We start from the raw sequence: 22,556 nt of genomic DNA, 5'->3' as shown, positions 1-22,556 counted from the left end.
GGCCGCCGTATCTTCTCTGCTAGGTGCAGAAATCAGTAGCGATAGTGCTCGGGCTTATACGGGCCTTCGGGCTTGACGCCGATATATGCCGCCTGCTCGTTATCCATCTTGGTCAGCTTGACACCGATGCGATCCAGGTGCAGACGCGCAACCTTTTCGTCCAGATGCTTGGGCAGGATGTAGACCTCGTTGTTGTACTGGTCGCCTTTGGTGAACAGCTCGATCTGCGCCAGAACCTGGTTGGTGAACGAGGCTGACATCACGAAAGACGGGTGGCCAGTGGCGTTGCCGAGGTTCAGCAGACGGCCTTCGGACAGCAGGATGAGACGATTGCCCGAGGGCATCTCGATCATGTCCACCTGTTCCTTGATGTTGGTCCATTTGTGGTTCTTCAGGCTGGCCACCTGAATTTCATTGTCGAAGTGACCGATGTTGCCGACGATGGCCATGTCTTTCATCTCGCGCATGTGCTCGATGCGGATCACGTCCTTGTTGCCGGTTGTGGTGATGAAGATATCCGCGCTGGCAACTTCGTCTTCCAGCAGGGTGACTTCAAAACCGTCCATAGCCGCCTGCAGGGCGCAGATCGGGTCGACTTCGGTGACTTTCACACGGGCACCGGCACCGCGCAGCGAGGCGGCCGAACCTTTGCCCACATCACCGTAACCACACACAACAGCAACCTTACCGGCCATCATGGTGTCGGTGGCGCGGCGGATACCGTCGACCAGCGATTCCTTACAGCCGTATTTGTTGTCGAACTTCGACTTGGTGACCGAGTCATTCACGTTAATCGCAGGGAACGGCAGATGGCCGTCTTTGACCAGCTGATACAAGCGGTTCACGCCGGTGGTGGTTTCTTCGGATACGCCCTGGATCTGGTCGCGCATCTTGGTGAACCAGCCGGGGCTTGCTTCCATCCGCTTCTTGATCTGAGCTTTGATGACCTCTTCCTCTTCCGAACCCGGAACAGGGATAATGTCCTCACCTGCTTCGGCACGTGCGCCCAGCAGGATGTACAGCGTCGCGTCGCCGCCATCGTCCAAGATCATGTTGGGCCCTTCCTCGAACAGGAAGGATTTGTCGAGATAATCCCAGTGCTCTTCCAGCGTCTGGCCCTTGATGGCGAAGACAGGGATGGCCGCCGCCGCAATCGCAGCAGCCGCGTGGTCCTGTGTCGAGAAGATGTTGCACGATGCCCAGCGCACATCGGCGCCCAGCGCAACCAGCGTTTCGATCAGAACAGCGGTTTGGATGGTCATGTGCAGCGAACCAACAATGCGCGCGCCTTTCAGGGGCTTGCTTTCGCCGTATTCGGCGCGCAGGGCCATCAGACCCGGCATTTCTGTTTCGGCGATATCCAGTTCCTTGCGGCCGAAATCGGCCAGCGAAATGTCCTTAACGATGTAGTCCCCGGCCATCAGATACTCCACTCCGGTATATTTTGATCCGGAGTGCCACTAGCATCCCTTTATGCAAGTGGCAACGAAGATAGGCGGAAACAGGTCTTACGCCCTCAAATCAGCTTGGCGTGCCATCAATCTTGATCTTTGGGATCGCTTCAAAAAAATCCGTGCCGACGGCCACAATGCAGCTGATGCCGTTGGCTTGGGTCAACAGAACGGTATAGGTTCCCGTTTCTTTCGATGACCAGACTTCCAGGACCGATTGCGCGCCACGGGTTTTCTGCAGGCCGCCAAAGGTCAGTTCCTCGGCATAACTGTTCTGCAGTTTGGCAATGACATCCTCGCGTTGCGCACAGCTTTGGGCGAATGCGGGCGGCGCGGTGGCAGCCATTCCAAACGTCAGGGCGATTGCGAACAAGCGTTTGAACATAACAAGCTCCTTTCGATTCAAGTTTCGATTCGAGAGGGGCGCAACTGGGAGGAGTAAGCACCCCCCTCAGTCCATATGTCGGGATCGATACGTGCAGGTTCAAAGCACGAATGCTCAAGAAAATGTTGGCAGCTGGTGATCCAGACAGGTACATCATAGCACAAAAAGGCGACGCAAGCGCGTCCGGCATCGGGGGGCATGGCAAAATGGCAACACAACCCAGAGCATGGCAAAGGATGTTGTCGGGCCGCCGGCTGGATTTGCTGGATCCGACGCCCGTGGACATCGAAATCGAAGATATCGCGCACGGACTGGCCTTTGTGGCGCGCTGGAACGGGCAAACGGCAGGGGATTTCGCCTATTCCGTAGCCGAACATTCCCTGTTGGTTGAAGAGCTTTTTGGCCGGATTTCACCCAAAACACCCGCGAAATGGCGGCTCGCGGCGTTGTTACATGATGCGCCGGAATATGTGATCGGAGATATGATCTCGCCCGTAAAATCCGCCGTCGGCCCCGATTACGGCGCGCTGGATGACCGTCTGGCAGCGGCGATCCACATTCGGTTCGGACTGCCCGCCGAAGTGCCGAAAACGGTGAAACGCCAGATCAAGAAAGCCGACAAGATCAGCGCCTGGATGGAGGCCACCCAGATCGCGGGCTTTTCCGAGGCTGAGGCGACGAAATTCTTTGGACGTCCGGACAAGGCGGTGATGGAGGGATTGGAGATTACGCTGCGCCCGCCGGTTGAGGTCCGAGAGGCATATATGGCGCGGCAGGAGGCATTGATAGCCCTTTTATAGCGTACCAATTTTTCCAATGACGGCTCTGAGCCCAATACTACCGCCTCGGTGATTTTGCGAGCACGGTAGATACGGTGCGCGTCTTTCTACTTCTTGTGATCGCGATTGCGCCCAGCACTAAGGCACATGCAAAAGCTTGAGGAAAAGAGATGGCTTCGCCAAAAGCAAGGTATCCCACGGCAAACATCGTGGGCAATTCGATGCTTCCGACGACCGCGGTTTGGGAAGCCCCAATAACAGGTGAGCATATCGTGTAGATAAGCTGGGGCACGAAAGCGGTAACCAGACCAATACCAACAATGAAAAGCCAATCGGATTGTTCCCTTGGGAGAAGCTCTCCAACCTCAGCACCAAGGATGAGCGGCGCGAGGCCCAGTACAGACCCCAGAGAAACTGACGCGATACGTGCCAACGGCGTAATCCGTGACAACCTGTGTACCAGGACGCAAATTCCGAAGCCAAACCCAAATGGGGCGGCAAGGGATAGCAGCAGCGTTGGTAGGTGTTCCGCAGCCACTGACGCAGGCGAGCCAGCAATGACAGCTGCCACCACAATCAGACCAGCGGCCAACACTGCGCGTCGCGTGGGTGCATCGCCAAACACAGCCCAAGCAATAACTAAGGTGAACACCGGATAGGTCATGTAAAGCACACCCACTGTCGATGCGGGCAGCTTCTCCAGCGCCGTTACATATCCGATCCAACCAAGCCCCATAACGGCTCCGGCTGAAAGACCCCAAGTGATCTCTCGCCATTCTTTTCGGTGCACGATGAGAACAGGAAGCAGAAGAAGAGCCGCAACAATGTAGCGGTAGAATGCGACCGCATAGGGTGCAACACCCTGTTCGGTCAGGCTGCGGCTGAAGTAGGGAACCAGCCCGAAACAGATTGAAGCAAAAAGAACACCAATAACCGCAAATGCATAAGGGATGGATGGTCGATTTCGCGCAGATGTCGTGGCCATAATCTGGAGCTATCACGCATTTGCATCTTCGTCTTTAGAGATTCTACGAATGACTGCTTTGTCCGCTCGCGTCGTCCGCTTAGCTGACCTAAGCGGCATCCTCTGAACACAATCTTGTGTTAGATTGAATCCAACTCGCGGGACACTACCGCGGGCTGCGCTTTGCCAAAATCCGCTGCAACGTCCGGCGGTGCATGTTTAGCCGTCGGGCGGTCTCCGATACGTTCCGGTCGCACAGCTCATAGACCCGCTGGATATGCTCCCAACGGACACGATCCGCGCTCATGGGGTTTTCCGGTGGCGGGGGCAGCTCGTCGCCCTTAGCAAGCAGCGCATTGGTGATGTCGGTGGCATCAGCAGGTTTGGACAGATAATCCGTCGCCCCGATCTTGACTGCAGCAACGGCGGTGGCAATCGCACCGTAGCCCGTCAGAACCACAACCCGGCTGTCGGGGCGTTTCTCGCGCAGCACCTCGACCACGTCCAGCCCATTGCCGTCCTCCAGCCGCAGGTCAACCACGGCGTAGGCGGGCGGGCGGGCGGTGGAAATGGCGCGACCAGCGGCGACGGAACCTGCGGTTTCAACCTCGAACCCGCGTTTCTCCATCGCTTTGGCCAGACGTCTCAGAAACGGTTCGTCATCGTCCACCAAAAGCAGGGATTTATCGGGGCCGATGTCGAGGTCAGAGCTGTCCGCCATATTCTGTTCTTTCCGCTATTTCACGCCTTTGGCTTAACCATGAGTAATAGCAGCGCCATCTCAAAGGTCAAACAACCCGTTGTTCTTCAGATTTTGTCCAGAAAGCAACCGACCTTATCGGCCATCTGTTCGGCGGTGTCGTCGCGGTTGAAAAATTCGATGAAACCATCCTCGGGCGTGACCAGATAAGTAAAGGTCGAATGGTCGACCAGATAGAACTCATCGCTTTTGTCATGGGCCTTGTAATAGGTTTTGTAGGCCTGGCTCGCGGCCTTGACCTGTTCCGGCGAACCGGTCAGCGCAATGGTTTTGCCGCCGAGGTTGAAAGCGTAGTCCGCCATCACTTCGGGGGTGTCGCGGTCGGGGTCGATCGAAATGAACAGCGGTGTCACCGACTGGCCACGCTCGGCCAGGATATCCACGGCCTCGGCATTGCGCGACATGTCGAACGGGCAGACATCAGGGCAGAAGGTGTAGCCAAAATAAACCAGCGTCGGTTCGGTGATCACGTCCTTGTCGGTGACTGTTTCGCCTTTGCCATTGATCAGTTCGAACGGTCCGCCGATTGCGGCCGCACCGCCAGCGATCTGACTGGTCCGGCACTGTGCGAACTCGTCGTCTGAGCCGGCGCCGCGCGTCAGCAGCCACATGGCGCCCAGGCCAACGGCCAGAACAACGGTTGCAAGGATGGCATAAAGACGAACCATGACATCAATCCTGACAAAAGAGGGGTTGTTGATCGTTTCGGCCGGGACACCTATCAAGAAGTTCAGCCGATGCAACAGGACATAATCGACCGATGGCAAATTCCAACATCACAATATGGAGCGGTCAGGAACGCAGCAGCTGGATTCGGCTGCGCACACTGATCCTGTTGCGCTGGGTCGCGATCATCGGCCAGATCACCGCCATTACTGTTGCGCAGCAGACCTATGACATCCAGTTGGATGCCACTCTGTGCTATCTGGCGATCGGGGTGTCGGTCATGGGGAACCTGACTGCGATCCTGCTGTTTCCCCGCAACAAGCGCCTGTCCGAATTTGAAAACTTCCTGATGGTGTTGTTCGACCTGCTGCAACTGGCCATCCTGTTGTATCTGACCGGCGGGCTGAACAACCCCTTTGCGCTGCTGCTGGTGGGGCCGGTCACAATCTCGGCCAGTGTCATGAGCACCCGGTCGACCCTGATCATCGGCGGCGTCGCGATTGTCCTGACCACTCTGCTGGCCGAATTCCATCTGCCATTGCGCACCGCGCTGGGGGCTGAACTGGACATCCCAGCCATATTGCTGTTCGGAAACTGGGCCGCAATCGTCATCGCCATCGTGTTTCTGGGTGCTTATTCGCACCGTGTCAGTTCTGAGGTGCAGTCCATGTCCGAGGCGCTGGCCGCGACGCATATGGCGCTGGCGCGCGAGCAGAAGCTGACCGATCTGGGCGGCGTGGTCGCCGCCGCCGCGCATGAGCTGGGTACGCCGCTGGCAACAATCAAGCTTGCCAGCTCCGAACTGATCGAAGAGCTGGATGACCGGCCCGACCTAATCGAAGACGCCGCCCTGATCCGCGAACAGGCGAACCGTTGCCGGGACATCCTGCGCGATATGGGTCGGGCAGGCAAAGACGATCTGCATCTGCGGCAGGCGCCACTTTCCACCGTTGTTCATGAGGCGGCCGAGCCGCATATCAACCGCGGCAAGACCGTTCACTTTGATGAAGGTCCGGTCGGGGACGGCGATGTCCAGCAACCCTCGATCCTGCGCAAACCCGAGATCATCCATGGCCTGCGCAATCTGATCCAGAATGCCGTGGACTTTTCGCGCGGCAACGTCTGGGTCGAGGCTGAATGGACCTCAAAACAAATCACCGTCAGCATCATGGATGATGGGCGCGGATACCCGTCGCAGATGATCGGGCGAATTGGCGATCCTTTCATGCGCCGCCGCCGAACCGAAACCGACAAGAAAACCCGCCCTGAATACGAAGGCATGGGGCTTGGCCTGTTCATCGCCAAAACGCTTCTGGAGCGCAGCGGAGCGGAACTGGATTTCGCCAACGGTTCCGACCCCTATCAGACCTTATCGGATAATCCGGAACGCCGTGGTGCAATCGTCAGGGTTAACTGGCCGCGTAACCTGGTGGATGCCCAGACCGGCGATACCCCCGTACCTTCGGGCGTCAACCAGCGCTTCCAGACCTGACTCGGGTTAAGACCCCGTTAACCATTGCGGCGCATAGTCTCTTTTCGTGGTTTTACACCGGAGCGCACATGATCGACTGGATCATTCTGGCCATCATCAGCCTTGTTTCGGCCAGTCTTGCGGTGCAATGGCTGCTGCCTCGCCGACGGCAAAGGGGCGACAATTTTGGCCTGTCCTCACCGGCATCCCTGTTTGATGCCGTGTTCCTGTTTGATGGCGACCGGCTCATCAGCCACTCGGACATCGCGCTGGAAGGGTTCGAACAGGTTCGCGACTGGACCGACCTCTGCCGCCTGCTCCACAGGGATTTTCCGTCATTTCCTGAATCGCCTGACAGGATTCGGCGCGAAGGGAACATGGTCATTCCGGCCATTGACTGCACGGTTGAGCGCGATGTGCTGTGCGAATGGATAGACGGCATCGTTCGGGTTCAACTGCGCGACCGAACCGAATGCCCTTCGACAATCCAGCGCGCGCCGAATGATCCAAACCGTCTTGCGATGGAGAAGGCACCCTACCCTGTTTGGCTGCTGGACCACCAAAGTAATGTGCGCTGGTGCAACGCAGCTTATGTTTCATTGGTCCGCAAGGTGCGGGATCAGGACACGGACCTGACTGCGCCGCTGTTTCCGGTCCCCGATGACGACCAAAGGCTTAGCGCAAAGGCCCGCGTCTCCATTTCCTCCGAATTCAGTGACAACAAGTTGTGGTTTGACCTTACCATCGTGGATCACCCCGAAGGCCACCTGTCCTACGCCGTCGACATCAACGCTATCGTCGAGGCGGAAATGGTGCAGCGCAAGTTCGTTCAGACCATGACCAAAACCTTTGCGCAATTGTCTATCGGATTGGCGATCTTTGACCGCAACCGTCAGTTGGCGCTGTTCAATCCAGCACTGATTGACCTGACCACCCTGCCCCCGGATTTCCTGAGCTGTCGTCCCAGCTTGTCCAGCTTTTTTGACCGGCTGCGGGATCAGCACATGATGCCGGAACCCAAGAACTACCGTAGCTGGCGCAGTCAGATGAATGACCTTCTGGAAGCGGCAGAGGACGGAAACTATCAGGAAACGTGGTCCCTGCCCTCAGGATCCGTTTATTCCGTCAGCGGGCGCCCGCATCCGGACGGCGCCGTCGCTTTTTTGTTCGAAGACATCACGGCCGAGATCACATTGACCCGTCGGTTCCGTTCGGAAATGGACCTGATGCAGTCCATTCTGGACAAATTGGCGGACGCCGTCGCCGTCTTCAGCGACGACGGAACGCTAGCTTTTACAAATTACGCCTATCAACAGCTTTGGGGTGACACTGGCGATGCCGGATTCGAAGCGGATACCGTTCTGGAGGTCACGAGAAACTGGCAGGAACTCTGCACCGCCACTCCGATCCTCGGTGAAATTCGGGATTTTGTAGAGATGCGGGAAAACCGCGCCGAATGGTCAGGTGAGATTTACCTGAGAAACGGGACTCCGGTGCTGTGCACAGTCAGTCCGATGCTAAACGGCGCAACCATTGTTCGTTTCGCTCCGGATCGTCGCGCCGTGATGCGGCAAGAGGTACAGCAAATCAGCGCCTGAACCGGGTTGCAGCCAATCGGGCACGGGGCCATTGTGGCGCCATGACCAAATCGCCCTGTAAAGCCACTTTGAACTCACCGGAAGAAACAGCGGAATTTGCTGCTCGCATTGGTGCTGCGCTGTCCCCCGGTGACATCCTGCTGCTTGAGGGCGAGATCGGCAGCGGCAAGACCCATTTTGCCCGCAGCCTGATCCAGTCATTGATGACTGAGCCCGAGGATGTGCCCTCGCCCACGTTCACGCTGGTTCAGGCTTATGACACGACGGCCGGAGAAATCTGGCACTGCGATTTGTATCGTCTCAGCGCCGTCGAAGAAATCGAAGAACTGGGGCTGACCGAGGCTTTTGAAACCGCAATCTGCCTGATCGAGTGGCCGGACAAGCTGGGTCCGCTGACCCCGGAATCCGCTGCCGTTCTATCGTTCAAAACAGACCCTAACACGACCGAAATGCGCCATCTGACCCTTTCGTGGTCGGATCCAAAATGGCCTCAGAAACTAAGGATTCCTGCATGACGAACCGGGCGGTTTTGGCCGAAGCGCTGATTGCGCAGACACCATGGGCCAACGCAACGCACGCGCCATTAGCCGGCGATGCCTCAAACCGAAGCTATGAACGGCTGACCGATCCGGAAACGGGAAAAACGGCGGTCCTGATGGACTCTCCACCGGGCAAGGCGGAAAGCGTCGAGAGCTTTGCACGCGTGGATGAATATCTGCGTTCCATCGGCCTGAGCGCGCCGGAAATCTACGCCGAAGACACGCAGTTTGGGTTCCTGTTGCTTGAGGATCTGGGCGATGACCTGTTTGCCCGCGTGCTAGGGCAAGTACCGCGTATGGAACGCGAACTCTACGAAGCTGCAACCGACGTCCTGATTGATCTGCACAATGCGCCCAGCCTGTCCCTGCAGTCCTACGACCCAACACTGATGACCGAACTGGCCGCACTGTCCTTTACCAAATACGCACAGGCGGTGTTGGGTACTCATGACATCGACGCCAGAAACCGGTTCGAAAACCGGTTCTCTGACATTCTGCATCGTGAGACGTCGGGCACCAAGGTTGTTGTGCTACGCGATTACCACGCCGAAAACCTGATCTGGCTGCCGGATCGCGATGGGGTGCAACGTGTCGGCTTGCTAGATTTCCAAACGGCCATGCTGGGTCATCCGGCTTATGACCTTGTGTCCCTGCTGCAGGATGTGCGCCGTGATGTGGCGCCCGGCACCGAGATGCGGATGGTAAACCGCTATATCACGGCCACCGGCGTGAATGACCACGATTTCCGCACTGCCTTTGCCGTGTTGGGGGCGCAGAGAAACCTGCGGATTCTGGGTGTTTTTGCTCGGCTGGCAACTGAGTATGGCAAGCCGAGCTATGTCGATCTGATCCCGGCGACCTGGGCGCATCTTATGCGGGATCTGGAACATCCTGCGCTGGTGTCTGTCGCAGATCTGCTGCGCAATGCCCTGCCCGCGCCCACCCCTGAAAACCTGGACAGGCTCAGACAGAAATGACCCAACACCCCGAAGCCGTCATGCTTTTTGCTGCCGGGTTTGGCACCCGTATGGGTGTTTTGACCAAGACCAAGCCCAAACCTTTGATCGAGGTCGCCGGCAAACCGCTGATCGACCACGCACTGGATTTGGTGACCGAACTGCGCCCCGCGCGCGTGGTGGCGAACCTGCACTATCTGCCTGATCAGCTTGAGGCACATCTGAGCCCAAAAGGCGTCCTGCTGTCCCATGAAACCCCGGATATCCTTGAAACCGGGGGGGGAATTCGCGCCGCTTTACCTTTGTTAGGCTCGAATCCTGTTTTCACGTTGAATCCCGACGCGATCTGGTCAGGGCCGAACCCCTTATCTATGCTCCGCGACGCATGGGACCCTGATCACATGGATGCGCTGTTGATGTGTGTTCCTGTGGCGCAGACTGTCGGACACACAGGATCGGGCGATTTTACTGCGGATTCCTCCGGTCGGATCACCCGCGGCGGCGGTTTGATCTATGGTGGGGCGCAGATCATGAAGACCGAGGGTCTGATGGACATCCCTGAAAAAGCGTTTTCCCTCAACGTGCTTTGGGACCGAATGAAGCAACGGGACCGTCTGTTTGCTTTGACCTATCCGGGCCGCTGGTGCGATGTCGGTCATCCCGACGGAATTTCGCTTGCCGAGGGGCTGATCGCTGATGTTTGATCCCTGCCCCACGCCGCGCGTTTTTGCCGTGCCGCCCGGTGCGGATTTTCCGAAAATGCTGGTTCAGGGATTACGTGACCGCAGCGCCGGGAACCCGCCCGAAGCACTGGCGCGGGTTCAGTTGGTCGTCAACACTCGGCGCATGGCCCGGCGAGTCCGCGATCTGTTCGATCAGGGTCCGTCCTGCCTGTTGCCGCGCCTTTCTCTGGTCACCGATCTGGGTGAAAGCCTCGACCTGGCGCAGTTACCACCTGCTGTTCCGCCGCTTCGGCGCAGGTTGGAATTGACGCAGCTGATTGCCAAGCTGTTGGAACAACAGCCCGATCTGGCCGCGCGATCCTCATTGTTCGACCTGTCCGACAGCCTGGCGGCACTGATTGATGAGATGCAGGGCGAAGGCGTTTCGCCCGACGCAATCCGGCAGTTGGATGTCAGCGACATGTCCGGACACTGGGCGCGTGCGCAAGCTTTCATCGGGATTGCGGATAACTTCATCGACACTGGTCAGAACGCACTGGACGTACAGGCCCGGCAGCGGCGTGTGGTCGAGAATCTGATCACGCGCTGGCAGGCTTCTCCGCCGCAGCATCCTGTCATTCTCGCTGGTTCGACCGGTTCGCGCGGCACCACACTGATGCTGATGGAGGCGATTGCCCGTCTGCCTCAGGGTGCGCTGATTCTGCCCGGATATGACTTTGACCAGCCGGATCACGTTTGGCGAGGATTGGACGACGCGCTGACTTCTGAGGATCACCCTCAATACCGGTTTCGCAAGCTGATGACGCAGCTCGATTTAGAACCTGATCAGATACAGCCATGGACCGGCGATCAACCTCCCTCACCCTCTCGCAATCGTTTGATTTCACTTGCATTACGACCGGCACCGATCACCGATGCCTGGATGTCCGAAGGCCCTCAGCTGACCGATCTGGAAGGCGCGACTAAGGAGCTTACTCTGGTGGAGGCGCAATCCCCGCGATCCGAGGCGCTGGCCATCGCACTGCGTCTGCGGCAGGCCGCTGAAACCGGACAGACCGCCGCCCTGATCACACCTGACCGGATGCTGACACGTCAGGTCAGCGCCGCGCTGGATCGCTGGAACATTCTTCCCGATGACAGCGCCGGGTTGCCCTTGCAACTGTCACCACCTGGCCGGTTCTTGCGTCACGTCGCAGGCCTGTTCGCGAGGCGTCTGGATGGCGAGGCGTTGTTGACCCTATTGAAACACCCGCTTTGCCACGATGGCGGTGAACGCGGGGCGCATTTGCTGCATACGCGCGATCTTGAACTGGATTTGCGTCGTCACGGCCCGCCATTCCCGGACAGTGTCAGCCTGACCGCTTTTGCCGTCCGCAAAGAGGTGCCCGAGGACTGGGTGCGCTGGCTGACCGGCCATTTCTGCGATCAGCAGATCTCGGGCGAGCTTCTACTGGCGGATTGGGTCATAAGGCTACGCAGCTTGGCCGAAGCGATTTCGGCGGGCAGCATCGGGGACTCCGGGACACTGTGGGACAAAAACGCAGGTCAAAAGGCGCTGGGTGTTCTGACTGCCCTGGACGATGAAGCAGAACATGGCGGCCCGATGACCGCCCATGACTTCGCCGATCTGTTGGGCGCGCTTCTGGCGGGCGAAGAAGTTCGGGACCGCGACGCACCACATCCGCACATCATGATCTGGGGCACGCTCGAGGCGCGCGTGCAGGGGGCAGATCTGCTGATTTTGGGAGGGCTGAACGAAGGCAGTTGGCCCGAAGCCGCCGCGCCGGACCCTTGGTTGAACCGCCAGATGCGCGACAAGGCCGGGCTTTTGCTGCCCGAACGACGGATCGGTCTGTCGGCGCATGATTTCCAACAAGCCGTCGGCGCGCCCGAGGTCTGGCTGACCCGTGCGACCCGGTCCGATGACGCAGAAACCGTGCCATCGCGTTGGCTGAACCGGATGACGAACCTGCTGCAAGGCTTGCCCGGGCAGGGTGGGCCTGACGCCCTGTCCGGAATGCGCGCACGTGGGCGGCAATGGCTGCGCTGGTCGGAACAATTGGAGGCTGCGCCGTCAATCGAACCCGCCACACGGCCATCACCGCGACCTCCTGTGTCATCGCGTCCGAACCGCCTGAGCGTGACAGATATCAAACGCCTGATCCGCGATCCTTACGCGATTTATGCCAAGCATGTGCTGCGGCTGAAACCACTGGACCCGTTGGTTCAGGCCCCGGATGCGTTGTTGCGCGGGATCGTCATCCACGAAATTCTCGAACATTTCGTCAAGGACAGCGTCCTGGATTCGGCTCTCCTGACCCGGGACAACTTTCTGAAACGCGCGGAAACTCTGCTGGATCAGCATGTTGCGTGGCCTACGGCGCGGAAACTCTGGCTGGCGCGACTGGAACGCATTGCCGATGATTTTCTGTCAGCAGAAACCACGCGGCGCGGTGATGGCGGGCCGGTGGCCTTCGAAGCTGCGATGAAATTGGTGCTGTCACCGTTGGATTTTTCCATCGTTGGTCGTGCGGACCGGATCGACCGGAACGGTCGGGGTGCGCTGCGGATCGTGGATTACAAAACCGGTACGCCGCCCACCGAAAGCCAGCAGGCCAAATTCGACAAACAGTTGCTGATCGAAGCCGCGATGGCCGAGCAGGGTGGCATCGAAGGCTTCGACCCCTCATCCGTGGCCGAAGCGGTCTTTATCGGCATGGGCGGCACGTACAAAGAAGTGCCCGCGCCCTTGGCCAAAGAGCCGCCGGACAAGGTTCTTGCCGAGCTAAAAGAGCTGATTTCGGCCTATTTAGAGCCTGATCAGGGCTTTTCTTCCCGACGGATGCTGCACAAGGACACGGATATTGGCGACTATGACCATCTGGCCCGGTTCGGCGAATGGGATCGCACCGACAAAACAACGCCTGAGGACATGACATGAGCGCCCGTAATGACGCAACCGAGCGGCAAGTCCAGGCCGCGCGGCCCGATGCATCGACCTGGCTGGCGGCGAATGCGGGCTCGGGAAAAACGCGGGTTCTGACTGACCGGGTAGCGCGTCTTCTTTTAGATGGGGTGCAGCCTCAGCACATCCTGTGCCTGACCTATACCAAGGCTGCGGCCAGCGAGATGCAAAACCGGTTGTTTGATCGCCTCGGACAATGGGCAATGAAGGATGATGCCGGTTTGCTTTCGCAACTGACCGATCTCGGCGTGCCCGGCAAAATAGACCCGCAAAGGCTAGCGCAGGCCCGAACCCTGTTTGCGCGCGCGATCGAAACGCCCGGTGGATTGAAGATCCAGACAATCCACTCGTTCTGCGCGTCGCTGTTGCGGCGGTTTCCGCTTGAGGCCGGGGTCAGCCCGCAATTCTCGGAAATGGAAGATCGCGCCGCAGCGCTGTTGCGCGAAGAAGTCGTCGAGGATTTTGCCGAGGGTCCACAGGCGGGATTGATCGAAGATGTCGCCCGTTTTGTCACCGATACCGGGTTTGACAAGCTGACGGCGGCCATTACTCAAAAGCGCAATCAGTTCGCGCAGGCTATGGAATGGACTGATCTGTTGCAGCGGTTCGACCTGCCAGATGGGTTCGATGAAGATGCCCTGTTGAACCGCGTTTTCCTCGGCGGTGAAGTTGACCTTATCCAAAGCTTGTTGGCCGCGTTGACGGAAAGCGGCGGCAATAACGCCAAGGCTGCGGCGAAACTCGCGGCCTTCACCGAGGCCCGGATCGGCAGTCTGCAAGTGTTGGAAGGCGTTTTTCTAACTGGCAAGTCCGCCAAAGAACCGTTCACGGCCAAGATCAACAGCTTTCCCACCAAAGCCCTGCGCGAAGGGGCGCTGGCCGATCAGATGCCCCAGCTCGAGGCGCTCATGCTGCGCATCGAAGCCGCACGGGAGCACCGGTTGGCGTTGATTGCAGCACGCAAGACGCTGGTGTTGCATCGATTTGCCGCCGCCTTTCTGCCAGAGTACGAACGGCGCAAGCAATTACGCGGGTGGCTGGATTTCGACGATCTTATCCTGCGCGCCAGGCAGGTGTTGAATGACCCGGCTGTGGCCGAATGGGTGCTGTATCGACTGGATGGTGGTATCGACCACATTCTGGTCGATGAGGCGCAGGACACCAGCCCTGATCAATGGGACGTGGTCGAGAAACTGGCGCAGGAGTTCACTAGCGGCGAGGGGGCCCGTTCCGGCATCGAGCGCACCATTTTCGTGGTCGGCGACAAGAAGCAGTCGATTTATTCCTTTCAGGGTGCCGACCCCCAGGCCTTTGACCGTATGCAGGCGGAGTTTGGCAAGAAACTGTCGGAATCAGGCTCTAAACTGTGGGATTCGACGCTGGAATACTCGTTCCGGTCTTCCAGCGCGATCCTGTCTCTGGTCGATATTCTATTCGAAAACAGCACCGATGCGGGGTTTCACAAGGACAGCCAGCACCGCGCGTTCAAGGCGGATCTGCCGGGGCGAATAGATCTGTGGCCGGTGGTCGAAAAGGTCGAGGATGAAGAGGATGGCGACTGGACCGATCCGGTGGATCGACCGGGTGCGCGCCACCACACCGTTATTCTGGCCGAAAAAGTGGCCAAGTCGATCAAACACATGATCGAGCAGGGCGAGACGATCCCTGAAGACGGCGAGACCCCCGGCACATTTGTCCGTCGCAAAGTGCGACCGGGTGATTTCCTGATCCTTGTCCAGCGCCGCTCGGACCTGTTTGCCGAGCTCATTCGCGCCTGCAAGACCGAGGGCCTGCCCATTGCCGGGGCCGACCGACTGAAGGTTGGCGCTGAGCTGGCAGTCAAGGACTTAGCGGCGCTGCTGAGCTTTCTGGCCACACCCGAGGACAGCCTGTCACTGGCCACCGTCCTGAAATCCCCGCTGTTCGGGTGGAGCGAGCAGGCGCTGTTCGATCTGGCCCATCGGCGGCAAGAGAAATTTCTGTGGGCCGCGTTGCGCAACCGGGCCGAAGAATTCCCGGAAACGCTTGCGGTGCTGAACGACCTGCGCGGTCAGATCGACTTTTTGCGCCCCTATGACCTGATCGAACGCATCCTGACCCGCCATGACGGCCGCCGAAAGCTGCTGGGCCGACTTGGAGCTGAGGCCGAGGACGGGATCAACGCGTTGCTGTCGCAGGCGCTGGCATATGAACGCACGGATATCCCCAGCCTGACCGGATTTCTGGTCTGGATGCAGACGGACGATCTGGAAATCAAACGCCAGATGAGCGGTGTGGGCAACATGATCCGGGTGATGACGGTGCATGGCTCCAAAGGGCTTGAGGCACCGATCGTCATCCTGCCTGACACTGGAAAACGGCAAGCCCCGCGTGACGCCGAGATCATGGTTTCGGACAACACACCGTTGTGGAAGGTGCCTGCGGATGCCTCTCCGTCGTTGATCGCCCGCGCGCGGGACGAAGCGCGATCACGCGAAGAGAATGAGCGGTTGCGATTGCTGTACGTGGCGCTGACACGTGCGGAAAAGTGGTTGATCGTCGGTGCCGCCGGAGATGTCGGGAAGGACGGAACCAGCTGGTACCAACTGGTGCAGGCTGCGATGGAACGGGCAGGGGCCGTAGCACTTCCCGGCACCGGAACTTTGCGATTGTCGCATGGGGATTGGGACGCGCCGCCGCTTATGGAAACCGAAGAGACGACCCTAACCGAACTGGAATTGCCCGCCGCGTTCCTTTCGCCCGCTGAATCACCCGAGGCTGAAGCCGAAACGCTCAGCCCATCGGATCTGGGCGGTGCCAAGGCGTTGCCCGGCGATACCGGGCAGGATGAAGAGGCGGCAAAGCTGCGCGGTACGCGCTTGCATCTGCTGCTTGAACATTTGCCCTCAGTCGCTCGGGAAAACTGGCCGCAGCTTTGCGTCCGGGTTCTGCCCGATATGCAGGATGCGGAACGGCAAGAGCTGTTGGACGAGGCCTGCGACGTTTTGACTGCCGCTCATCTCCAACCTGTTTTTGCCGAGGGTACGCTTGCCGAGGTTCCGGTGACCGCCGCCCTTAACGGACACCGCATGCATGGTGTGATCGACCGGTTGGTTGTCACGGAGACCGAGGTTCAGGTCATTGATTTCAAATCAAATGCGACGGTTCCCGACAGCGCGCAATCCTGCCCTGAGGGTTTGCTGCGGCAGATGGGCGCTTATGCCCAGGCGCTGTCGCAGATCTATCCGAACCACGAAATTCGAACCGCAATCCTGTGGACCAGGACAGCTGAGCTGATGTGGTTGCCACACGATCTTGTGACGCTGGCCATGTCTCGCACCCAGATATCTTGACCTTGGAATGTCCGGCCCCTACGTTCAATTCCCGAGTTTACCCCATTCAGGAGACAGAATATGTCGACCGTTGCCGTTACCGACGATACCTTTGACGCCGAAGTCAAGAATTCCGATGTCCCCGTCGTGGTGGATTTCTGGGCCGAGTGGTGTGGCCCCTGCAAGCAGATCGGCCCCGCTCTGGAAGAGCTGGCCAACGAATACGGCGGCAAGGTGAAAATTGCCAAGGTGGACGTGGACAGCAACCCGAATTCGGCGGCTGCCATGGGCGTACGTGGCATCCCCGCGCTGTTCATCTTCAAGGATGGTCAGGTTGTTTCAAACCGCGCAGGCGCAGCACCGAAAGCCGCGCTGCAAAGCTGGATCGACGAGTCGATCTAAAGGTCCAAAGATCTTCGAATCTCGAAAGCGCCCCGTTTTGGGGCGCTTTTTTTAGCGCTGAACCTGTCACCCGGTAGAGCATTCCTCGTGCAACGGGCGACCCTATTCGATGTTCCATTGCACCGAAACTCCGGCGCCCTCCTTGTGCGTGAACGTGACTTTGCCGTCATCGATTGTGACCACCTGACAGTCATTGGGTAGGGCGACGCCCTCGATAACAAGTTCCCGGCAGTAGTATTTTCCGCTCCATTCCCACGAACCGCTGATGTCGCCGGCTTTGGGGCCTTTGCCCTCGACCTTGCCGTCCTTGAGAATTTTCACCCAGGTTTCGCCCTGTACAAGTTTTTTACCGACGATCAATTCCATGAATTTTCGTTGGTCTTCTATTTCTTCAGCGGACACAAATGTCGCCGCAAGCCCAATTACCACTGCTGTTAAAGTGAGGTGAAATGACTTCATCAGATCAAATCCTTCTCTGACAACGAACTAAATTTCTGGGATTTTAGTCGATTTTGCCGACTCAAGCCAATTTTCCGCCCTATCGACCTTGGCCGGATACACATCGTTCTTCTGGTTCTTTCAATTCAGGACAGCTCGTGCAGAGTACCGCTGTAAAAGAAACAGGAGGCGACATGCCCAAAACACGGGTTCTGGTGGAGTTCGGGATGGGAACATCCCTCCGGCGCGAGGATTATACCGAGGCCGCCTTGCGGGCGATCAAGGATGCGCTGTGGCATAACTCGGTGAATATGGCCGAGCTGTTCGGATTTCCCAAAGAGGCGATGATCATTGACGCCGAAGTTGGCGTTCAACAGCCTGACAAAGTCGATACTGAGGCGCTGAAGGCGATCTTCCCCTATGGCCAACCCAATATCACGGTGACGCAGGGCGGATTGGATATTGAAAAACCCCACACCGACGGAAGCACTGTTATTGCCAATGCCGCCGTCATCGTCTCATTCGACATGGAGCCCGCCCGATGACCGAGAAGCGTATCATTCTGGAAATGGGTACCGGCAACGATCTTTACGGTCAGAATTACACCAAAGCTGCCTGCCGCGCGGTGCAGGACGCGCTGCATCATTCCTCGATCACGCTGTTTTCCAAGCTTGGAATCGACCACAAGGAAATGCGCGTTCAGGTGACCATCGCCGTACAAAGCCCTGAGGAGGTCGATTGCGACAAGGTTGCTGCCGATCTGCCGCGGGGACGTGCCGAAGTGCGGGCCGTCAAAGGCGGTCTGGATGTCGTGGATGACGCCGCTGGCACCTGCCACGTCATCGCCACCGCCGCGATCGAGGCGTTTCTTCCGGATCAGGCAGGCAAATACGTACAAAGCTGACAAAGAAAAAGCCGCTCGGATCTCCGGGCGGCTGCTTCATGTTCTGGTTCTGATTGCAGGATCAGATCTTTGCGATATCCGCGCGTACCAGGCCGATATCTTCCAGCTGTGCGTCGGTCAGACCCGACAGGATCTTGCGCGTCTTGCGGCTTTCGTAACGCTCAACAGCGGAGTCGAAGAAATTGATGAATGCGTCCACTACGTGCAGGATGGTAGCTGCTCCGAGTGGGGCATGGATGTTTGCAGTCGTTGCCATGTTCCCAGTCCTTATATCTGAAACAGCCGACCCGTTGTCGGTTGTGAGCCTCATGTAGTCCTACGGGCAGGGACTCACAATTGCTGGTCCGGTAACCCCGGATTGCGTTTTGTGCATATCTTTTGGGCAGTTGTGCAACGGGTTGCGCCGGTCCCGCGCCCGGCCCATATATAGCGACTGAGAACACGGAGGCTTTCATGGCGGACAGCGATTTTCCCGGTTGGCACGGGACAACCATCATTGGTGTCAAAAAAGGCGGCCAGGTCGTCATTGCCGGGGACGGGCAGGTCAGCCTGGGCCAGACCGTGATCAAGGGCACCGCCCGCAAAGTGCGCCGCTTGTCGCCAGGCGGGTTCGAAGTTGTTGCCGGGTTCGCCGGATCGACTGCGGATGCCTTTACCCTGTTGGAACGGCTTGAGGCCAAGTTGGAATCGACACCGGGTCAGTTGGCCCGTGCCTCGGTCGAACTGGCCAAGGACTGGCGGACCGACAAATACCTGCAAAAGCTTGAGGCGATGCTGATCGTTACCGACGGCAAAGATCTGTTGGTCATCACCGGTGCAGGGGACGTGTTGGAGCCTGAGCACAACGTGGCCGCCATCGGATCAGGCGGGAATTTCGCGCTGGCCGCGGCCCGTGCGATGATGGGCAGCGACAAAACGGCCGAAGAGGTCGCCCGCGAAGCCATGGCGATTGCCGCCGACATTTGCGTTTACACCAACGGAAACCTGACGGTTGAGACGATCTAAGCCAGCAGCGCCGAGATCTCTTTCCCTTTCCAGCGACGGTACATACCGACCAGCCCAAGCAGGGCTGTCGCGATGACGATGTAATAGGGCAGGCGGATGTCGACGCTCATCAATCCGCCGCCAATCAGGGACATGACGCCACCGGCAAGGCAGAAGACCGCCGTGGTGACACCCATGACCCAACCCTGATCCGCCTCGCTGACGCTAGAAGAAAACACGCCCAGCAAGGTTGGATACGAAACCCCGAAGAAGAAATAGAAGAAAAAGACCGGGACATAGCTCAGTACCCCGTTCGGGCTGAAGGCGAAGGCAAAGCCACAGATCACCATCACCACCAGTGAGGTATGGATGATCGCATGCTTACTGAATCGTTCTTGCGCCGGTTTCACAAGGAACGTGCTGGAAAACGCCAGCGCAAAGCCGATCACCACCATCGCCATACTGCCGCCAATCACGCCATATCCCCAGGCGCTGGTCAGAAAGTTGTCTACGAACACGTAGAAGGTGACGTTGGCAATCATGAACAGCGCATAGACCGGCAGGATCTTCAAAACCATCGGATGTTCACGCACCGCGATCAGGCTATCGGTGATGTCGCGTGGACGGAATACGAATGCCGCGCGCTCGGTGCGGGTGTCCTTGAAGTAAACGCTCACTAGGAAGATGGCGATCAGCACCAGAACAAACGCGCCATAGAACGGCATCTTGAGCGTCGCGTAGCTGCCCAAAATGGCTGCATCCGACAGAACAGCTCCGATTATCGGGCCACCGACCAGACCAAAGCTGACGCCGGTGATGATGTAGCCCATGTTACGGTCTCGATCTGCTGCGTCGGTACTGCCGTCAATCATCGCCGCCTGTGCGATGGGCTGGTTGCCGGCGGTAAACCCGGTGATCGAGCGACCGAGGATCAGCAGGAACAGACTGTTCATATACAGCGCCACGATGGTGATGGCATAACCAGCCAGAGCTCCGCCCAGGCAAACCAGAAGGGCGTTCTTGCGCCCGATCGAATCCGAAACCTTGGCAACGTAAACAACGCCCAGAAACCAGGACAGAAAGAAACACCCGATGACGAGACCATAGTAGAAGTGCCTCCGCCCCATTGGCGTGCTTTCCGGCAGGAACCCGGATTTTGTTTCCATGATCAGAGAGTTGATGATGGGAAAGACCAGGCCTTGCCCGATCAAATCCACGAATACCACAAACAGCAATGTAATCTTGGCAATTTTCGTCATGAAACACACCCCGGAACTGGTTCCTTCGGGTGAGTGTAACAGACAGGCGCTTTGCCACCTAACGGCTTGTCAGAGGCCGGAAATTTCCCGGCCTCCGGGCGTCTCTCGATGTTGGGTTACGAAAGCGCCGCGACGCCCAGCGGAACGCCAGCGACCTCGCACCAGATGTAAACCTCGTTGTAGCCCGAGATATCCATGGTCGGCGGCACGGCATACTGCTGCTTGCCTTTCAGGTTCAGCAGCGCGCCCAGCTTGGAGTTGGGATCATAGGTGCCGTCCTTGCCGAAGGCCACGCGCGGATCCGGGCCATTGTCCAGCGAGAAGTCATCACCCAATTCGACGATGTAGCGCTCGCCATCCTTGACCACTTTGACCGAACCGGTTGTCACGTGCTTCGAGCGGCCCTCAAATGTGCCCTTTTTCTTTGCACCGCCAGCCAGGGCGACATTGGCGCTGGCCAGGGTCAGGGCCGCGCCGGTGGCGGCCGCATTCAAAAAGAGCGAACGACGAGTCATCATGATTTGGGTCTCCCATTAATCAGTACAGGCGAATTTGCCCGTCGACGCTCACCATGCAGCACGAGACCGCGATCTGGCGATTCACATCACCACGATTTTCCGTGTGCAGAACGTGTGTTGGCGTGAGTTTTCCGTGATCGGCTTGTGTTTTTGCTCGGTATGATTAGGTTCCGCTGCGAAACAGACGGATTGATTTGACATGACCGACCTGACCCCGCGCGAGATCGTCTCGGAACTGGACCGCTTCATCATCGGGCAGAAAGACGCCAAACGCGCCGTAGCCGTGGCGCTGCGCAACCGCTGGCGGCGCAAGCAGCTGGCCGACGATATCCGGGACGAGGTCTATCCCAAGAACATCCTGATGATAGGTCCCACCGGTGTCGGCAAGACCGAGATCAGCCGCCGTCTGGCCAAACTGGCCCGCGCGCCGTTTATCAAGGTCGAGGCCACCAAGTTCACCGAAGTGGGCTATGTCGGGCGTGACGTCGAACAGATCGTGCGCGATCTGGCCGATGCCGCGATCCTGCAGACCCGCGAATACATGCGCGAAGATGTCAAAGCCAAGGCGCATCAGGCCGCCGAAGACCGCGTGATCGAAGCCATCGCCGGCACTGACGCCCGTGAAGGCACCCGCGAGATGTTCCGCAAAAAGCTGAAAGCAGGCGAGCTGGACGACACGGTGATCGAACTGGAACTGTCCGACACCTCGAACCCGATGCCGATGTTCGACATTCCCGGCCAGCCGGGCAGCCAGATGGGGATGATGAATCTGGGCGATATCTTCGGCAAGGCCTTTGGCGGGCGTACCGTCAAACGCAAGATGACCGTCGCCGAAAGCTATGAGGCCCTGATCGGCGAAGAGGCCGACAAGTTACTGGATGATGAAACCGTCACCCGTGTTGCGCTGGAATCAGTCGAACAGAACGGCATCGTGTTTCTGGATGAGATCGACAAGGTCTGCGCCCGCTCGGACGCGCGTGGCGGCGATGTCAGCCGCGAAGGGGTCCAGCGTGACCTGCTGCCCTTGATCGAAGGCACAACCGTGTCCACCAAGCATGGCCCCGTCAAAACCGACCACATCCTGTTCATCGCATCCGGCGCCTTCCACATCGCCAAACCATCGGACCTGTTGCCGGAACTTCAGGGTCGCCTGCCGATCCGCGTGGAACTGCGCGCGCTGACCGAAGAGGACTTCGTTCGTATCCTGACCGAAACAGATAACGCCCTGACCCGCCAGTACACGGCATTGATGGGCACCGAAGAGGTCACGGTCAGCTTTACCGAAGACGGGATTGCGGCGCTGGCGAGAATCGCGGCTGACGTGAACCAAAGCGTGGAAAACATCGGGGCGCGGCGCCTCTATACGGTGATGGAGCGCGTTTTTGAGGATCTGTCCTTTGTCGCCCCAGACAAGGCCGGGACCTCAATTACGGTCGATGCGCAGTTCGTGAACGACAACCTGGGCGAACTGACCAAGTCTACGGACCTCAGCCGTTACGTTTTGTAACACGGCCAGCCGGTTT

At 58.4% G+C, this 22,556-nt stretch carries 22 protein-coding genes; 13 read left to right on the top strand and 9 right to left on the bottom strand.

Annotation, left to right across the window (positions count from 1 at the left end; all coding sequences use genetic code 11):
• Positions 1-32: 32 nt before the first annotated feature.
• Positions 33-1,421, bottom strand: coding sequence for an adenosylhomocysteinase (gene ahcY, locus ACR0J0_RS17230; protein WP_480665369.1), 1,389 nt, complete (start codon positions 1,419-1,421; stop codon positions 33-35).
• Between the two features lie 100 nt (positions 1,422-1,521).
• Positions 1,522-1,836, bottom strand: a complete 315-nt coding sequence (locus tag ACR0J0_RS17225) for a hypothetical protein (protein WP_239339490.1) — start codon at positions 1,834-1,836, stop codon at positions 1,522-1,524.
• Between the two features lie 206 nt (positions 1,837-2,042).
• Between ACR0J0_RS17225 and ACR0J0_RS17220 the strand changes: the two genes are divergently transcribed.
• Entirely contained in the window at positions 2,043-2,636 is a 594-nt protein-coding gene (locus tag ACR0J0_RS17220) for an HD domain-containing protein (protein ID WP_480665380.1), read from the top strand.
• 37 nt (positions 2,637-2,673) lie between these two features.
• On the opposite strand, the gene ACR0J0_RS17215 is transcribed toward ACR0J0_RS17220, so the two are convergent.
• From ACR0J0_RS17215 to ACR0J0_RS17205, 3 genes are all read right to left on the bottom strand, one after another.
• Entirely contained in the window at positions 2,674-3,600 is a 927-nt protein-coding gene (locus tag ACR0J0_RS17215; RefSeq protein WP_480665368.1) for a DMT family transporter, read from the bottom strand.
• 145 nt (positions 3,601-3,745) lie between these two features.
• Positions 3,746-4,300 carry an ActR/PrrA/RegA family redox response regulator transcription factor gene (locus ACR0J0_RS17210; protein WP_142637470.1) on the bottom strand — a complete coding sequence of 185 codons (555 nt, stop codon included), beginning with the start codon at positions 4,298-4,300 and terminating at the stop codon, positions 3,746-3,748.
• 86 nt (positions 4,301-4,386) lie between these two features.
• The gene (locus tag ACR0J0_RS17205; protein ID WP_480665367.1) at positions 4,387-5,007 is read right to left on the bottom strand and encodes an SCO family protein; all 621 of its coding nucleotides are present in this window, start codon (positions 5,005-5,007) and stop codon (positions 4,387-4,389) included.
• A 92-nt stretch (positions 5,008-5,099) separates the two neighbouring features.
• Between ACR0J0_RS17205 and regB the strand changes: the two genes are divergently transcribed.
• From regB to trxA, 8 genes are all read left to right on the top strand, one after another.
• On the top strand, positions 5,100-6,497 hold the full coding sequence (regB, locus tag ACR0J0_RS17200) for a sensor histidine kinase RegB (protein ID WP_480665366.1): 1,398 nt from the start codon (positions 5,100-5,102) through the stop codon (positions 6,495-6,497).
• Positions 6,498-6,565: 68 nt separating this feature from the next.
• Entirely contained in the window at positions 6,566-8,074 is a 1,509-nt protein-coding gene (locus ACR0J0_RS17195) for a PAS-domain containing protein (protein WP_480665365.1), read from the top strand.
• A 41-nt stretch (positions 8,075-8,115) separates the two neighbouring features.
• Positions 8,116-8,589, top strand: a complete 474-nt coding sequence (gene tsaE, locus ACR0J0_RS17190) for a tRNA (adenosine(37)-N6)-threonylcarbamoyltransferase complex ATPase subunit type 1 TsaE (protein ID WP_480665364.1) — start codon at positions 8,116-8,118, stop codon at positions 8,587-8,589.
• Positions 8,586-9,590: an aminoglycoside phosphotransferase family protein gene (locus ACR0J0_RS17185; protein ID WP_480665363.1), complete on the top strand. Its 1,005-nt coding sequence runs from the start codon at positions 8,586-8,588 to the stop codon at positions 9,588-9,590. The genes tsaE and ACR0J0_RS17185 overlap by 4 nt, the downstream gene beginning before the upstream one ends.
• Positions 9,587-10,273 (top strand): nucleotidyltransferase family protein, encoded by a 687-nt coding sequence (locus ACR0J0_RS17180; RefSeq protein WP_480665362.1) that lies wholly within the window; start codon positions 9,587-9,589, stop codon positions 10,271-10,273. Before ACR0J0_RS17185 ends, ACR0J0_RS17180 begins: the two co-directional genes overlap by 4 nt.
• Positions 10,266-13,193 carry a double-strand break repair protein AddB gene (addB, locus tag ACR0J0_RS17175; RefSeq protein ID WP_480665361.1) on the top strand — a complete coding sequence of 976 codons (2,928 nt, stop codon included), beginning with the start codon at positions 10,266-10,268 and terminating at the stop codon, positions 13,191-13,193. Before ACR0J0_RS17180 ends, addB begins: the two co-directional genes overlap by 8 nt.
• Entirely contained in the window at positions 13,190-16,549 is a 3,360-nt protein-coding gene (addA, locus tag ACR0J0_RS17170) for a double-strand break repair helicase AddA (RefSeq protein WP_480665360.1), read from the top strand. Before addB ends, addA begins: the two co-directional genes overlap by 4 nt.
• Positions 16,550-16,609: 60 nt before the next feature.
• The gene (gene trxA / locus ACR0J0_RS17165; RefSeq protein ID WP_170410773.1) at positions 16,610-16,930 is read left to right on the top strand and encodes a thioredoxin; all 321 of its coding nucleotides are present in this window, start codon (positions 16,610-16,612) and stop codon (positions 16,928-16,930) included.
• A 102-nt stretch (positions 16,931-17,032) separates the two neighbouring features.
• Here trxA and ACR0J0_RS17160 read toward each other — a convergent pair whose 3' ends face one another.
• On the bottom strand, positions 17,033-17,389 hold the full coding sequence (locus tag ACR0J0_RS17160) for a hypothetical protein (RefSeq protein WP_480665359.1): 357 nt from the start codon (positions 17,387-17,389) through the stop codon (positions 17,033-17,035).
• Between the two features lie 173 nt (positions 17,390-17,562).
• Here ACR0J0_RS17160 and ACR0J0_RS17155 point away from each other — a divergent pair, with 173 nt between their 5' ends.
• Entirely contained in the window at positions 17,563-17,913 is a 351-nt protein-coding gene (locus tag ACR0J0_RS17155; protein WP_480665358.1) for a Lin0512 family protein, read from the top strand.
• Complete coding sequence (locus ACR0J0_RS17150; RefSeq protein ID WP_480665357.1) at positions 17,910-18,272, top strand: Lin0512 family protein; 363 nt, start codon at positions 17,910-17,912, stop codon at positions 18,270-18,272. The genes ACR0J0_RS17155 and ACR0J0_RS17150 overlap by 4 nt, the downstream gene beginning before the upstream one ends.
• 61 nt (positions 18,273-18,333) lie before the next feature.
• On the opposite strand, the gene ACR0J0_RS17145 is transcribed toward ACR0J0_RS17150, so the two are convergent.
• On the bottom strand, positions 18,334-18,528 hold the full coding sequence (locus tag ACR0J0_RS17145) for a DUF1127 domain-containing protein (RefSeq protein WP_480665356.1): 195 nt from the start codon (positions 18,526-18,528) through the stop codon (positions 18,334-18,336).
• A 197-nt stretch (positions 18,529-18,725) separates the two neighbouring features.
• Here ACR0J0_RS17145 and hslV point away from each other — a divergent pair, with 197 nt between their 5' ends.
• On the top strand, positions 18,726-19,277 hold the full coding sequence (gene hslV / locus ACR0J0_RS17140; RefSeq protein ID WP_480665355.1) for an ATP-dependent protease subunit HslV: 552 nt from the start codon (positions 18,726-18,728) through the stop codon (positions 19,275-19,277).
• On the opposite strand, the gene ACR0J0_RS17135 is transcribed toward hslV, so the two are convergent.
• Both ACR0J0_RS17135 and ACR0J0_RS17130 read right to left on the bottom strand, forming a co-directional pair.
• Entirely contained in the window at positions 19,274-20,515 is a 1,242-nt protein-coding gene (locus ACR0J0_RS17135; protein ID WP_480665354.1) for an MFS transporter, read from the bottom strand. The genes hslV and ACR0J0_RS17135 overlap by 4 nt on opposite strands.
• Before the next feature lie 116 nt (positions 20,516-20,631).
• Positions 20,632-21,033: a DM13 domain-containing protein gene (locus ACR0J0_RS17130; RefSeq protein ID WP_480665353.1), complete on the bottom strand. Its 402-nt coding sequence runs from the start codon at positions 21,031-21,033 to the stop codon at positions 20,632-20,634.
• A 199-nt stretch (positions 21,034-21,232) separates the two neighbouring features.
• Between ACR0J0_RS17130 and hslU the strand changes: the two genes are divergently transcribed.
• Complete coding sequence (hslU, locus tag ACR0J0_RS17125) at positions 21,233-22,540, top strand: ATP-dependent protease ATPase subunit HslU (RefSeq protein ID WP_480665352.1); 1,308 nt, start codon at positions 21,233-21,235, stop codon at positions 22,538-22,540.
• Positions 22,541-22,556: the final 16 nt, after the last annotated feature.

The sequence above is a fragment of the Ruegeria sp. BF12 genome (assembly GCF_056538705.1).
The sequence above is the reverse complement of the archived record's forward strand: the minus strand, read 5'-3'. Positions and strand labels throughout refer to the sequence as shown.